We start from the raw sequence: 13,404 nt of genomic DNA on the forward strand, positions 1-13,404 counted from the left end.
CCTGACGGACCGTTCGACCCGCAGCATCCGACACATCCCAAGCACCTTCGGGGACGGCCCTCCGCTCACGCGGGGGGTCGTCCCCTGGGGCCTTTCTCCCCGAAGTAGGACCACATGAGCATTCAGAGTTGGTATGGCGCCCGCGCCCCCCGCGGTTCCGCCTCGCCCCACCCGACCACCCCGCGGATGTCGCCGAGCCCGGCCGTGACCCGGCGCGCCGTGCCGACCGAGCTCCACCAGGACCTCGCGGCCCTGACCCGCGTGATCCTCGGCATCGTGCCGACCGCCGCCGAGGACCGGTCCGCCGCTCCCGTGGCCGCCGTCGAGTCGTCGCCCGTGCCCGAGGTCGCCCCGATCGCCCCCGTGCCCGCCGCGACCGCCACCCTCGGGCGCGCGCTCGCCGCCCCGTCCGGCTCCACCCTGGCCTCCGTCCCGGCCCGACCGGCTCCGGCTCCGGCCCCGGTGGTGACCGACGACCACGAGCGTCTCCGCCGCGTGCTGGCCGAGCTCTCCTTCCTCGATGACTGACATGTCGGTCGATCACGGTCGACCCGTGCGGCGCGGCGTAGTGACACCGTTGCCGCCGGACCGCTACACATGTGCACCGGGGCGTGGTGGGGCTGATGAAAGGTCGTCTGCCGCCATGCCTTCCCCCGATCCCTCCCCTCCCATGTCGGGCGTACCGTCCATTTCGGGAGCACCCAGAGTCGTCGTGTCGCTGCCTTCCCCCGCCCCCTCGGAGACCGTGGACGAGGTCGACGGCCTGTGGCTCACCTACAAGCGCAGTGCCGACCCCGATCTGCGCAACCGCCTGGTCCTGCAGTACTCGCCGTTGGTGAAGTACGTCGTCGGCCGGGTCCGCGCCGGACTGCCTCGCAGCGTCGAGCACGAGGACCTCGTCTCCGAGGGGATCATCGGCCTGATGGACGCCATCGAGAAGTTCGAGCCCGAGCGCGGCCTGCAGTTCCAGACCTACGCCGTCCCGCGGATCAGGGGCGCGATCATCGACGGCATCCGGGCCGTCGACTGGGTGCCCCGGTCGGTACGACGCCAGCTCCGCGAGGTCGAGCGGACCCGGACCGACCTGGAGCACCGGCTGGCCCGGACCCCGTTGGAGACCGAGGTCGCCGAGGAGCTCGGGCTGACGGTGACCGCGCTGCGCGAGATCTGCCAGAAGTCGACCTTCGTGGACCACGCCTCCAGCGAGGAGCTCGACGAGCTCGAGGACCTGATCGAGCTGCCCGGCACCCAGGACGCCCTGGAGGACCAGGAGACCCGCGAACTGCTGATGGCGGCCGTGCACCAGCTGCCCGAACGGGACCGGATCATCATCGCGATGTACTTCTTCGAGGGACTGACTCTCGGCGAGATCGGTCTGGTCCTCGGGATCACCGAGTCCCGCGTCTGTCAGCTGCGCTCCCGGGCGACGAAGGCGTTGCGCTCCCGGCTCCAGATGGCGATGGCCGGCTAGCAGCGTCGTACGCGGATCAGGAGAGCAGTACGGCGCCCAGGGCCAGCACGGCGGGCGCTCCCTGCGCGAACAGGATCCGCGGACTGACCGTCAGGGAGCCGAAGACGCCGGCGGCGATCACGCAGAGCAGGAAGAAGATCGTGACGTCGTCGCGCCCCGCGACCATGCCCCAGACCAGCCCGGCGACCAGGAAGCCGTTGTAGAGGCCCTGGTTGGCGGCGAGCGACCTGCTGGCCTCGGCGAACTCGGCGGTCAGGCCGGAGACCCGGCGGCCGGTTGGGGTGGTCCAGAGAAACATCTCGAGGACGAGGAAGTAGACGTGCAGGGCAGCGACGAGGCCGACCAGGACGTTGGCAGCGATGGTCACGGCCGCAGTGTGGCAGGTATCGCCGCTCTCAGGCGGGGAGGACTGGACGGGTCGGCACGCTGCGCTTCTTGCGCCTGGCCACCGCCACCCCGACCAGGGCGAGCGCGCCGCCGGCGTAGGCCATCGTGGGCGGTGCCTCGTCCAGGAGCAGCAGGCCCATGGCGATCGTCAGTGGCGGGACGAGGTACGTCGTGACGCCCAGGTTGCTGGCGCTCATGTGCGTCAGCGCGTAGGCGTACGTCGTGAACGCGATCGCCGTGGGGAAGATCCCGAGGTAGACGATCCACAGGATCGAGCCGGCCGAGGAATCCGCGGTCTGCCGGACCAGGTCGCCGGCGAACGGCAGGCAGACCACCGCGCCGACCGTGCAGGCCAGCCAGGTGATGTGCACGGCTGGGTGGCGGGCCATCAGCGGCTTCTGCAGGATCACGCTGATCGCGTAGACCACCGCGCTGAGCAGGCACAGCAGGACACCGAGCACGTCGTGCTCGCCGCTGGAGGAGGTGGAGAGCCCGATCAGGGCCACACCCCCGAAGGCGAGGGCGAGGCCGACCGCGAGGTGGAGCGTGAACCGCTCGCGCAGGAAGAGTGCGGCCAACAGGGCGATCAGCACCGGGGAGACCTGGATCAGCATCGCGGCCGTGCCGGCGTCGATGCGACGTTCACCGGCGTTGAGCGCCACGTTGTAGACGCCGAACCACAGCACCCCGATCACCACGATCGAGCGGAGGTCGGCGGCCGACGGGTGCGGGACGCCGCGCCCCAGTGCCACCACGCCCAGCACCAGGGCGCCGATCAGCAGCCGGCCCAACGAGAGGGCGCCCGGTGTGAACTCCTCGCCCAGGTGCCGGATCGCCACGAACGCCGACGCCCACAGCACCAGCGTGACGGCCACCGCCGCGAGCGGCAGCCACGTGTGGGTGGGCTCGGCGCCGGGGCCGGTCTTCGCAGGGAGGGTGGTGGTGCTCACCGCGCAAGCCTACGGATCGCCGGCGCGCCTGCCACGCGGTTTTCGGTCGCCGCTCAGAGGTCCAGCTTGTAGCCGAGGCCGCGCACGGTGACGAGGAACTTGGGCTCGCTGGGGTCGGGCTCGAGCTTGGCGCGCAACCGCTTCACGTGCACGTCGAGGGTCTTGGTGTCGCCCACGTAGTCGGAGCCCCAGACGCGGTCGATCAGCTGGCCCCGGGTGAGCACCCGACCGGGGTTGCGCAGGAACATCTCCAACAGCTCGAACTCCTTGAGCGGCAGCCGCTGCTCGTGGCCGTCGACGGTGACGATGTGGCGCTCCACGTCCATCCGCACCGGGCCGGCCTCGAGGGTGGGCGACGAGACGTCGGCCTCGTGCCCCCGGCGCAGCACCGCGCGGATCCGGGCGACCAGCTCGCGCGGGGAGTACGGCTTGGTGACGTAGTCGTCGGCGCCGAGCTCGAGGCCGACCACCTTGTCGACCTCGTCGTCCTTGGCGCTGACCATGATCACCGGGACGCTGGAGGTCTGCCGGATCTGCCGACAGACCTCGGTGCCGGGCAGCCCCGGCAGCATCAGGTCGAGCAGCACGATGTCGGCGCCGTTGCGCTCGAACTCGGTCAGCGCGTCGGGGCCGGTGGCGGCGATGGCCACCTCGAACCCCTCCTTGCGCAGCATGTACGCCAGCGCGTCGCTGTAGCTCTCTTCATCCTCGACGACGAGTACCCGGGTCACCGGTCTGCCTCCTGGTTCCTGCGGGGTAAGGACAAGGTGAACGTAGACCCCTGACCCTCCACCGACCACACCCGCACGTCGCCACCGTGGGTGGCGGCCACGTGCTTGACGATCGAGAGGCCCAGGCCGGTGCCTCCGGTGGAGCGGTGGCGGGCGGGGTCCACGCGGTAGAACCGCTCGAAGATCCGGTCGATCTCGTCGGTGGGGATCCCGATGCCCTGGTCCACCACGGAGATCTCGACGGCCGCGTCGTCGACCTTCGTGGTGACCAGCACGGTCGAGTCCGGCTCGGAGTAGGAGACGGCGTTGGCGACCAGGTTGGCCACCGCGGCGGTGATCTGCTCCTCGTTGCCGAAGACCTCCAGGCCGGTCACGCCGCCGGTGGCGATCGCGATGCGCCGGGAGTCGGCGTCGATCGCGCTGGTGTCCACGGCCGTGCGGATCACCTGGTCGACGCTCACCACCATCGGTGCCTCCAGGGAGTCGTCGCCCTGCAGGCGGGAGAGCTCGATGACCTGCTGGACCAGACGGGAGAGGCGGTCGCTCTCGGTGAGCATCCGTCCCGCGAAGCGCTGGACGGCCTCGGGGTCCTCGGCGGCGTCGTGCACGGCCTCCGCCAGCAGCCGGATCGCGCCGACCGGGGTCTTGAGCTCGTGGCTGACGTTGGCGACGAAGTCGCGGCGTACCGCCTCGACCTGGCGCTCGCGCGTCCGGTCCTCGAGGAGCGCCAGGACCAGTCGGGAGCCGAGCGGGGCGACCCGGGCGGTCACGTGCCGGGCGGGGGTTCCGGGTCGTGGCATCAGGATCTCGATCTCGCGGATCTGGCCGTCGCGGCGTACCTGTTGCACCAGGTCGGCCAGCTCCCGGGAGGCCAGGTCCGCCCCCTTGACCAGCCCCATCGCGTACGCCGGCGCCGAGGCCTTGACCACGACGTCCCCGGCGTCGACGACGACGGCGCTGCTGCGCAGTACCGACAGGACGGTGGCGACGCCGGGCGGGACGACCGGGTCCTCGGCCGTGGTCGGTCGCTGCTGCTGACGGTCGCTGACGTGCCACGCCAGCACTGCTGCGCCGGCGACGACGGCGCCGATGAGCGCGGCCAGGAACGCCTGCGTGGTTGGGTTCACGCCGCGATCGTACGCAGGAGTTCAGGTGCGATTCGCGTCCGGAGCCCCGACGTCGCGACTGTTCACTCCTCGTTCACCGCCTGACCCCGTCCGGACACGTGGACCCTCTAGGGTGGGCGCATGCGTGAGGCCTTCCATGAACAGCTCGATTCCGTCTTCCACGACCTCGCGGGCATCTGCGAGAAGGTCGAGCGCGCGGTCGCGCTCGCCACGGAGGCGTTGATGACCGGCGACCCCGACACCGCGGAGCGGGTGATCAGCGGCGACGCCGAGATCGACCGTGCCCGTGAGCAGGTCGAGGACAAGGCGTTCTCCCTGCTCTCGCTGCAGCAGCCGGTCGCCGGCGACCTGCGCACGATCGTCTCCGCGCTGCGCATGGTCTCCGAGCTCGAGCGGATGGGGGACCTCTCGGTCCACGTCGCCAAGATCGCCCGGCTGCGGGTCCCGAACGTCGCCGTGCCCACCGAGGTGCAGCCGACGATGGCCCGGATGGGCGAGGTCGCCGAGGACATGGTCTGCCGGGTCTCCTCGATCATCACCCGCCGCGACGTCGAGGCGGCGATCGCCCTGGGTCGCGACGACGAGGTGATGGACCAGCTGCGACGCACCAGCTTCACCGAACTGCTGAGCGATGGTTGGGAGCACGGTGTCGAGGCAGCCGTGGACATCGCCCTGCTGGGGCGGTACTACGAGCGGATCGCCGACCACGCGGTCTCGGTCGCCAACCGGGTCGTCTTCGTCGTCACCGGGCACAACCCGGCCCGCGCCGACAACTGATCACCGGCAACTGAGCGACCGCGGCTGCGGCTGCGGGCGGGGCTCGGCGGTCGTAGGTCGGGTCAGCGACCTTGGTTGGCCACGGCGGCCGCCGCGGCAGCCGCGGCCTCGGGGTCGAGGTACTCCCCGCCCGCGACGGTCGGGCGCAGGTCCTCGTCGAGCCGATAGACCAGCGGCATCCCGGTGGGGATGTTGAGGCCGGCGATCGTGTCGTCGTCGATCTGGTCGAGGTGCTTGACGATTCCGCGCAGGCTGTTGCCGTGGGCGGCGACGAGCACGGTGGAGCCGGCCCGCAGGTCGTCGGTGATCGCTGAGTTCCAGTAGGGCAGCATCCGCGCGATGACGTCCTTGAGGCACTCGGTGCGCGGCATCTCGTCGCCGAGGTCGGCGTAGCGGGGGTCGCCCACCTGGGAGTACTCGGCATCGTCGGCCAGCGGCGGGGGAGGGGTGTCGAAGGACCGCCGCCAGAGCATGAACTGCTCCTCGCCGTACTCCTCGAGCGTCTGCTTCTTGTCCTTGCCCTGCAGGGCGCCGTAGTGGCGCTCGTTGAGGCGCCAGGAGCGGCGCACCGGGATCCAGTGGCGGTCGGCCGCGTCCAGGGCGAGCGCTGCGGTCGTGATGGCGCGGCGCTGCAGCGAGGTGTGCACGACGTCCGGGAGCAGACCGGCAGCGACCAGCTGCTGGCCACCGCGGATCGCCTCGGCGCGCCCCTTCTCGGTGAGGTCGACGTCCACCCAGCCCGTGAAGAGGTTCTTCGCGTTCCACTCGCTCTCGCCGTGGCGGAGCAGGATCAGGGTGTACGTCATGGTCACTCGCCGGCTTCGTCGATGGTGGCCGCGTCGTCCTCGTCGTCGGCGGGGTTGCCGGACGAGTCGAGGCCGTCGTAGATGCCGGAGTCGTCGACGACGGGCACCTGGAGCGTGACCCGCTCACCGTTGCCGAACCCGACCGTCAGCGGGACGAAGTCGCCCGCGCCGAACTCCCCGGTCAACTCGATGCCGCCCTCCTCGGCGAGGTTGACGAACCCTCCGCGAGCGATCGAGATCGCCTCGAACTCCTCCGCCGTCAGCGTGGTCCCACCGGAACCGGCGAGGAAGTCAAACGTCATCGGCTCGCGCTGGTCGTTGTTCGACAGCGAGGCGATGAAGGTTCCCGAGCCGTCCTGGGCCGAGACCACGACGGCCCCGAGCACGTCCACGACGGCGTCGCGGTTGTGCACCCCGGCGGCCGGGGTGTAGTCGATGTCGGTCGCGTAGTTGAAGCCGCACGACGACAGGGCGGGGGCGGCGAGCACGAGGGCGCTCAGGGCGAGCGCGGTGTTGCGGCGGAAGTACATGTTCAAGGCCTTCGCAGGTCGTCGACGGTCACCCAGAGGTACGGGGGCAGGGGCACAGCCTAGCGGTCCCACTGCCGGCTCAGCGGCTGAGTCCGACCGTGCTGCCCGTGACGAGCATCGCGACCACGACCGCGGCGGTGTAGAGCGAGGAGATCACCAGCACCCGGGTCGCCCCGAGCTTCAGGGCCAGCTGCAGCGGCAGGTGGCGGTAGCCGTCCGCGTGGTCGGCCACGAGACCGGGCAGCGCCCGCAGGAAGTGCACGCCGACGCCGAGCATTGCGGCGAGCAGGGTCATCAGCAGGGTCGGGGGATCCCCGGCCACCTGCCCACCGCCCCAGCCGCCGTACGACAGGTAGGCGGGGAGCAGGCCGAAGGAGACGGCCCACGGCAGCCACGAGAGCGGGCCGGTCCGCAGCACGACGTTCGCCAGCAGCCCTGCGGCCAGGGAGAGCAGGTAGGCGCTGCCGGCGGTCACCCCGCTGCTGATCGAGAGCGGGATCACCAGCAGGACCGCCACCGTCACCGCGAACCACACCGTGCCCGGGTCCAGCAGCCCCTGGACCAGGGGCTTGTTGCGGGCTTCGTGCTTGAGGTCGCGGCGGCGGTCGGTGAGGTCGTTGTGCCAGCCGAGGATGGCTTGCCCCACCACGACCGTGGCGAAGACGAGGACGATCTCTCGCGGAGCGCGATCGGTCATCGCGGCGGCGATCGCGACGGCGGCCGCGGTGACCAGGGCCTGGCGGGGGTGCGCGGCGCGCCAGAGCAGCACCGGGCCGAGCTCGCGCAGCGAGCGTCTGCGTTCCCCGGACGGCGTCGACCCCGGGGCGGGCACTGCGGTCTCGTCGGCGCCCACGATGCCCGAGGTGGCGTCCGATTCGGAGTGCTCGTTGCCTGAACGCTTGGTCGTTGCCATGTCTCGCAGTATCAACCACCGGAGGCTTCCGCGTCGCTCATGGGGGCGCGTCGAGGTAGGTGCCCGCGAGTCCGCCGGATGCCGCCCACCATACGCAACGGCGATCTGTCAAGCCGGGATTGCGCCTCTGACCTGCGCAAACGCGAAATGGGCCGCCGGAAGGACGTGTTAGAATGGTCACCTAGGAAGGGGTACCTCACACATGACTTTCACCGTCGGCGAAACGGTTGTTTACCCGAATCACGGAGCCGCTGTCATCGAAGACATCGAGATGCGGACCATCAAGGGAGAGGACCGGCAGTACCTCGTACTCCGGATTGTCGCTCAGCAGGACCTGGTCGTTCGCGTCCCGTCCTGCAACCTCGATCTGGTCGGCGTGCGAGACGTGGTCGACAAGGAGGGCCTCGACCGCGTGTTCGACGTTCTCCGAGCGGCTCACGTCGAGGAGCCGACCAACTGGTCGCGTCGTTACAAGGCGAACCTCGAGAAGCTCCACAGTGGCGACGTCATGAAGGTGTCGGAGGTCGTCCGTGACCTGTGGCGCCGGGAGCGGGACCGCGGCCTGTCCGCCGGCGAGAAGCGGATGCTGGCCAAGGCGCGTCAGATCCTCGTCTCCGAGCTCGCGCTCGCCGAGCACACCAACGAGGACAAGGCCGAGGCCATCCTCGACGAGGTCCTCGCCTCCTGATCAGCAGCTGACACACAGCCCCCGGGTCCACCCCGGGGGCTGCGTGCATTTCGGAGCGCCCACGCCCTACGTTGGAGGGGACATGAGCGCTGACGAGTACGACGCCGAGCACCGCCCACCCGCCCTCGGTTCGGTGGTGGAGGAGGGCCGTGGCTCCCTTCCCTTCCACCTGATCCACGGCGAGGCCCTGGTGGCGTGCGCCTCCTGGGCGCTCGGCGAGGCCGGCGTGATGCCGGTCGACATCGGCACCAACTGGGCCGGGATCGTGGACGCCGACGAGCCCTTCGTGCTGCACGACGCCCTCTGTCCGATGACGCCCGCGTCGTTCATCGCCGACTGCGTGGCGACGGCGGTCGAGCAAGACAGGATCGTGGTGGCCGTGCGTCCGGTCACCGACACGGTCAAGGAGATCGACGACGGCTTCGTCGGCGCCACGGTGGACCGGGCCGACCTGGTCCAGGTCGCCTCGCCGGTCGTCCTGCCGGCCCGGGTCGTCGCCGGGCTCGACGGGTTCCCGTCCCTGGACTTCGTCGAACTGGTCGCGACGTTGCGGGCCGCTCATCCGGTGGAGTTGCGGCTCGCGCCGCCCGAGGGGCGTCGCGTCGGCGACGACGAGGAGATCCGGGTGCTGGAGGGGCTCACCCGAGGTGAGTGGCGAGCCGGAGATCTTCCGGGAACGTGATCTTGAGGTTGCCCGGGCCGCTCGGGATCGCGGCGATGGCCACGTCGGTGTAGCGCTCGAGGGTCGCGGCGGTGTCGGTGCCCTCGAACCCGTCCTGAGACGCCTGTCCGTAGGCGGTCAGCAGCTCGGGAGCGCGGAAGGCCTGCGGGGTCTGCACCCCGGCCAGGGCTCGGGTCACGGCTTCGGCCGACCGTCGCATCAACCCCGCGAGCTCGACCACCGGGATGGCGCCGCCGTGCTCGGCGGCGGCCGCCAACGTCTGCGCCCACAGGGCGGCGCTCGCGAGCGGCCGGGCTCCGTCGTGGATGGCCACGACCGTGACCTCCCCGGACTCGATCTCGGGGGCCAGGGTGCGGATCGCCTGCCACTCCGAGGCGTGCCGGGTGGCTCCTCCGTCGACCAGGGTGACCTCGCGGTCGCCCAGGAACGGCGCCAGCGCTGCACCCACCTCGTCGCGCTCGTCGGGGCGGACCACGACCACGACCCGTCGTACGTCGGGCAGGTCCAGCGCGGTGCGCAGCGACCAGGCCAGCACGGGTGCGTCGCCCAGCGGGAGCAGCACCTTGTTCACGCCGGCCCCCACCCGGGAGCCCGAGCCGGCGGCGAGGATCACGACGGCAGCGGGCATGGGCGGAGTCTACGGACGGTCCGGGGGCGGGGCTCAGGCGGCGAGTGCGGCGATGACGATGAGCAGCACGATCGCGGCGATCGCGGCGAGGACGGCCTGCAGGTGGGGTGGGATCTCGGCCGCGCGCCGGGCCAGGACCCGGGGTTGGCGGGCCAGGGCGTCCCCGGCGCGGTCGATGAAGAACGCGGGCTCCTGCTCGGCCGGAGGCGGCAGGACCGCCCCGGGGCCGGTGGGCAGCAGGCGAGTCGGTCCCTCGTCCACGTGTGCCGAGAGGTCGTCGTGGTCGGCCACCTCGTCACTGCTCCGCATCGGTGACCACCAGTGCTGTCGCGATGGCGGCGATGCCCTCGCCGCGACCGGTCAGGCCGAGGCCGTCGGTGGTCGTCGCGCTCAGGCTCACCGGGGCGTCGATCGCTGCCGAGAGGGCGGCCTCCGCCTCCGCGCGACGTGCGCCCAGCCGGGGACGGTTGCCGACCACCTGGACGGCCACGTTGCCGATCTCGAATCCGGCCGCGCGCACGCGGCGTGCGGTCTCGCCGAGCAGGGTGACGCCCGAGGCGCCGGCCCACTCGGGCTCGGCGGTGCCGAAGTTCGAGCCCAGGTCGCCGAGGGCGGCCGCGGACAGCAGGGCGTCGCACGCCGCGTGGGCGGCCACGTCGGCGTCCGAGTGGCCCTCCAGGCCCTGCGGCTCGTCGGGCCAGGTCAGGCCGGCGAGGTGCATCGGGGCGCCGTCGACGAGGCGGTGGACATCGGTACCGATGCCGGTACGGGGCAGATTCAGGCGTGGGGACACGCCCGTAAGCATGCCTGAGACAGAATCGGGGCTGTGAGGACATCCCGAGGTCCGTGGTTGCTGGCCGGTGTGGCTGCCGGCGTGGCCGGGCTTGCCACCAGTTACTTCGTCGCGATGGCGATGACGATCCGCGAGTCGCCGGTCGTCGCGGTCGCCGAGCTCGTGATCCGGTTGACCCCGGGTGCGGTGGCCGAGTGGGCCATCGAGCTGCTCGGCACCGCCGACAAGCCCTTCCTCGTGGCGATGGTGCTGCTGATCACCCTCGGCCTCTTCGCGTACGCCGGTCGGCTCGCCGCACGAGCATGGTGGGCTCCCGCGATCGTGTACGGCGCACTGGCGGCGTTCGGGGCGGTGGCGGTGATGGTGCAGCGCGGTGCCGCGGCCGCCGACCTGCTGCCGGTGGCGGTCGGGTTCGTCACCTGGTTGATCACCCTGTCACTGCTGACCGAACCGATGCGCCGGGCCGTCGCGGCCGAGCAGGCCGGCACGGCCGAGCCGACGCTGGGGGCGAGCACCCGACGTTCGGTCCTGATTCGCGGCGCAGTGATCACCACGGTCGCCGCGACGGCGGCGGTCGTCGGCCAGGTGGTCGGTCGGGGGCGCCGACACGTGGAGGAGACCCGACGGCTGCTCCGGCTGAACGGGACGACGCCTGCCGTGGTGCCGGCCGAGGTGCGGGTGGGGGTGGAGGGCGTCTCGCCCTGGATGACCCCGAACGCGGACTTCTACCGGATCCACACCGCGATCGTGGTGCCCACGATCGAGCCGGTGAACTGGCAGCTGCGCATCCACGGGATGGTCGACCGTGAACTGGTCATCTCCTACGAGGAGCTGGTGGCTCGCCGGTTCACGGAGAGCTGGATCACCCTCAACTGTGTCTCCAACCCGGTCGGCGGGCCGCTGATCGGCAACGCCTGGTGGAGCGGGGTCCGGATCGCCGACCTGCTCGCCGAGGTCGGCGTGCACCCGGACGCCGACGCGGTGCTGCAGACCTCGGAGGACGGCTGGACCTGCGGCACCCCGCTGGCGGCGATGACCGACGGGCGTGACGCCCTGCTCGCCGTCGCGATGAACGGCGAGCCCCTGCCGATCGACCACGGCTTCCCGGTCCGCACGATCGTGCCCGGGCTCTACGGCTACGTCTCGGCGACCAAGTGGGTCGTCGACTACGAGGTCACCCGCTTCGACCGGATCGAGGCCTACTGGACCCAGCGCGGCTGGGGCGAGCGGGGTCCGGTGAAGATGTCGTCCCGGGTCGAGGTGCCGCGCTCGGGCGCCGAGGTGCTGGCCGGCGAGGTCCGCGTCGGTGGCACCGCGTGGGCCCAGCACACCGGGATCCGTGCGGTGGAGGTCGCCGTCGACGGGGGTGCCTGGCAGCCGGCCGAGGTCGGTGGCGCTCCCAGCGACGACACCTGGGTGCAGTGGGCGGCGACCGTCACGGTCGAGCCCGGCGACCACGTGGTCCGAGTGCGGGCGATCGACAAGACCGGCCGCGTGCAGACCGGCGTCGAACAGGACGTGCTCCCCGACGGCGCCACCGGGTGGCATGCTCGGGACTTCACCGCGACGAAAGCCTGAGGCCTGCCGATGACCGCTGACTTCCACGACCGCACCGGTGTCGCCCTCGTCGTCGGGGGGAGTGGGGGTCTCGGCCTGGCGGTGGCCCGGCTGCTCGCGAGTCGAGGGTCGCACGTGGCGCTCACCTTCCGGACGCGTCGCGAGGCCGGGGAGGCCGCCGCGGAGACGGCTCGGGAGTGGGGAGTCCGGGCCTCGGCGCACGAGCTCGACCTGACCTCGGACGTGCACTGCGCCGAGCTGGTCGAGGAGGTCGCCACGACGTACGACGGCGTGCACACGCTGGTCTACGCCGCCGGCCCTCCGGTGCCGATGACCCACCTGTCGACCGTGCCGCCGGTGATCATGGCGGCCCAGCTGGCCGCCGATGCGGCCGGCTTCTTCAACGTCGTCCACCCCGCCCTGCCGCACCTGCGCGCGAGCCAGGGGTCGGTGGTGGCGGTGACCACCGCCGCCACCGCCCGCTACCCCGTGCGCGACGGACTGTCGTCGGCGCCGAAGGCCGCGGTGGAGTCCTTGGTGCGTGCCCTGGCGGCCGAGGAGGGGCGCTTCGGCGTCCGGTGCAACGCGGTCGGGCCGGGAATGCTGACCGACGGCATGGCCGCGCGGCTGATCGACTCGGGCGAGCTGAGCGAGGAGGCCCTGGCGGTCACCCGCCGGAACATCCCGCTGCGGCGCTTCGGCACCGCGACCGACATCGCGGAGGCGGTCTGTTTCCTCGCCTCGGATCGGGCGGGGTTCATCTCCGGTCAGAAGCTCGACGTGGATGGTGGGTACGGGGTCTGAGGGGGTGGGGGGGCAGGACGCGCAGTGCTGGTGACGCCCGTGCGGCCGGTCGGCACGCCACCGCTCGTCCGTGATGCGGCCGGTCACCGCTTCATGGAGCACGGAGCCGTCGCCGAAGGCCGCCCGCAGGATGCTTCCCTCGGGCAGGTGGTGCCGTCGCTCGAGGGCGGCGTCACGCTCCGTGTCCCACAGGCGGAGGACTCCGTCGAGGTCGATCAACAAGCACTGGCGCACGCGGGAGACCTTTCGTGAGGGTCCGATCGGCCTGCGATGCACCGACCATCCGCTGCCCGCTGAGCTGACGCCGCGGCTGGAACGAGCCCCGGGAAATCCATTGTCCAGATGGTGGAAGATCGGCCGGTTCTGGCGGCCAAACTGTCGGTGCTCGCTGCTGGAATTGATCCATGACCGAGACGCTCGCCGACGTGGACACCGCTGCTGCGGTGCTCGACTTCGCGCGAGGTCAGCGGTCGGTCGCCGACGTTGCCGAGGCGAACTTGCTGCAGGCCGCGGTGGCGTGGGCGGGGATGCACTCGACCGAGTCGTTGGCGGACGCGGCG

The 13,404-nt window shown here is 71.4% G+C and carries 18 protein-coding genes; 8 read left to right on the plus strand and 10 right to left on the minus strand.

Annotation, left to right across the window (positions count from 1 at the left end):
* Positions 1-114 precede the first annotated feature (114 nt).
* Complete coding sequence (locus tag ABZE72_RS11780) at positions 115-528, plus strand: hypothetical protein (protein ID WP_372729223.1); 414 nt, start codon at positions 115-117, stop codon at positions 526-528.
* 184 nt (positions 529-712) lie between these two features.
* Positions 713-1,471 carry a FliA/WhiG family RNA polymerase sigma factor gene (locus ABZE72_RS11785; protein ID WP_372729224.1) on the plus strand — a complete coding sequence of 253 codons (759 nt, stop codon included), beginning with the start codon at positions 713-715 and terminating at the stop codon, positions 1,469-1,471.
* A gap of 16 nt (positions 1,472-1,487) precedes the next feature.
* Here ABZE72_RS11785 and ABZE72_RS11790 read toward each other — a convergent pair whose 3' ends face one another.
* The 4 genes from ABZE72_RS11790 to ABZE72_RS11805 are packed head-to-tail and all read right to left on the minus strand — an operon-like array spanning position 1,488 to position 4,666.
* Complete coding sequence (locus tag ABZE72_RS11790; protein ID WP_372729225.1) at positions 1,488-1,838, minus strand: DUF1304 domain-containing protein; 351 nt, start codon at positions 1,836-1,838, stop codon at positions 1,488-1,490.
* 28 nt (positions 1,839-1,866) lie between these two features.
* The gene (locus ABZE72_RS11795; RefSeq protein ID WP_372729226.1) at positions 1,867-2,808 is read right to left on the minus strand and encodes a DMT family transporter; all 942 of its coding nucleotides are present in this window, start codon (positions 2,806-2,808) and stop codon (positions 1,867-1,869) included.
* Between the two features lie 53 nt (positions 2,809-2,861).
* Positions 2,862-3,539, minus strand: a complete 678-nt coding sequence (locus tag ABZE72_RS11800; protein WP_372729227.1) for a response regulator — start codon at positions 3,537-3,539, stop codon at positions 2,862-2,864.
* Positions 3,536-4,666, minus strand: a complete 1,131-nt coding sequence (locus ABZE72_RS11805; RefSeq protein ID WP_372729228.1) for a sensor histidine kinase — start codon at positions 4,664-4,666, stop codon at positions 3,536-3,538. Before ABZE72_RS11805 ends, ABZE72_RS11800 begins: the two co-directional genes overlap by 4 nt.
* A 120-nt stretch (positions 4,667-4,786) precedes the next feature.
* Here ABZE72_RS11805 and phoU point away from each other — a divergent pair, with 120 nt between their 5' ends.
* Complete coding sequence (gene phoU / locus ABZE72_RS11810) at positions 4,787-5,443, plus strand: phosphate signaling complex protein PhoU (protein ID WP_372729229.1); 657 nt, start codon at positions 4,787-4,789, stop codon at positions 5,441-5,443.
* A gap of 62 nt (positions 5,444-5,505) precedes the next feature.
* Here phoU and ABZE72_RS11815 read toward each other — a convergent pair whose 3' ends face one another.
* From ABZE72_RS11815 to ABZE72_RS11825, 3 genes are all read right to left on the minus strand, one after another.
* On the minus strand, positions 5,506-6,249 hold the full coding sequence (locus tag ABZE72_RS11815) for a phosphoglyceromutase (protein ID WP_372729230.1): 744 nt from the start codon (positions 6,247-6,249) through the stop codon (positions 5,506-5,508).
* A 2-nt stretch (positions 6,250-6,251) separates the two neighbouring features.
* Positions 6,252-6,779 carry a hypothetical protein gene (locus ABZE72_RS11820; RefSeq protein ID WP_372729231.1) on the minus strand — a complete coding sequence of 176 codons (528 nt, stop codon included), beginning with the start codon at positions 6,777-6,779 and terminating at the stop codon, positions 6,252-6,254.
* Between the two features lie 79 nt (positions 6,780-6,858).
* Positions 6,859-7,692, minus strand: coding sequence for a UbiA family prenyltransferase (locus tag ABZE72_RS11825; protein ID WP_372729232.1), 834 nt, complete (start codon positions 7,690-7,692; stop codon positions 6,859-6,861).
* Positions 7,693-7,894: 202 nt separating this feature from the next.
* Between ABZE72_RS11825 and ABZE72_RS11830 the strand changes: the two genes are divergently transcribed.
* Both ABZE72_RS11830 and ABZE72_RS11835 read left to right on the plus strand, forming a co-directional pair.
* Positions 7,895-8,380, plus strand: a complete 486-nt coding sequence (locus tag ABZE72_RS11830; protein ID WP_372729233.1) for a CarD family transcriptional regulator — start codon at positions 7,895-7,897, stop codon at positions 8,378-8,380.
* Positions 8,381-8,462: 82 nt separating this feature from the next.
* Positions 8,463-9,062, plus strand: coding sequence for a 2-C-methyl-D-erythritol 4-phosphate cytidylyltransferase (locus ABZE72_RS11835; protein ID WP_372729234.1), 600 nt, complete (start codon positions 8,463-8,465; stop codon positions 9,060-9,062).
* Here the strand turns inward: ABZE72_RS11835 and ABZE72_RS11840 are convergent.
* Genes ABZE72_RS11840 through ispF form a run of 3 tightly spaced genes read right to left on the minus strand, consistent with a single transcriptional unit; the run spans position 9,019 to position 10,471 of the window.
* Positions 9,019-9,690: a 2-C-methyl-D-erythritol 4-phosphate cytidylyltransferase gene (locus tag ABZE72_RS11840; protein WP_372729235.1), complete on the minus strand. Its 672-nt coding sequence runs from the start codon at positions 9,688-9,690 to the stop codon at positions 9,019-9,021. The genes ABZE72_RS11835 and ABZE72_RS11840 overlap by 44 nt on opposite strands.
* A 33-nt stretch (positions 9,691-9,723) precedes the next feature.
* Positions 9,724-9,999, minus strand: coding sequence for a hypothetical protein (locus ABZE72_RS11845; RefSeq protein ID WP_372729236.1), 276 nt, complete (start codon positions 9,997-9,999; stop codon positions 9,724-9,726).
* The gene (ispF, locus tag ABZE72_RS11850; protein WP_372729240.1) at positions 9,986-10,471 is read right to left on the minus strand and encodes a 2-C-methyl-D-erythritol 2,4-cyclodiphosphate synthase; all 486 of its coding nucleotides are present in this window, start codon (positions 10,469-10,471) and stop codon (positions 9,986-9,988) included. Before ispF ends, ABZE72_RS11845 begins: the two co-directional genes overlap by 14 nt.
* Positions 10,472-10,516: 45 nt before the next feature.
* Between ispF and ABZE72_RS11855 the strand changes: the two genes are divergently transcribed.
* From ABZE72_RS11855 to ABZE72_RS11865, 3 genes are read left to right on the plus strand one after another with little or no spacing between them, the layout of a single operon-like run.
* Entirely contained in the window at positions 10,517-12,061 is a 1,545-nt protein-coding gene (locus ABZE72_RS11855; RefSeq protein ID WP_372729237.1) for a molybdopterin-dependent oxidoreductase, read from the plus strand.
* 9 nt (positions 12,062-12,070) lie between these two features.
* Entirely contained in the window at positions 12,071-12,844 is a 774-nt protein-coding gene (locus ABZE72_RS11860; RefSeq protein WP_372729238.1) for an SDR family NAD(P)-dependent oxidoreductase, read from the plus strand.
* Between the two features lie 24 nt (positions 12,845-12,868).
* On the plus strand, positions 12,869-13,096 hold the full coding sequence (locus ABZE72_RS11865) for a hypothetical protein (RefSeq protein WP_372729239.1): 228 nt from the start codon (positions 12,869-12,871) through the stop codon (positions 13,094-13,096).
* The last annotated feature ends 308 nt before the right edge of the window (positions 13,097-13,404 follow it).

Origin of the sequence: Nocardioides sp. (genome assembly GCF_041600255.1) — a bacterium.
Taxonomy (GTDB): Bacteria; Actinomycetota; Actinomycetes; order Propionibacteriales; family Nocardioidaceae; genus Nocardioides.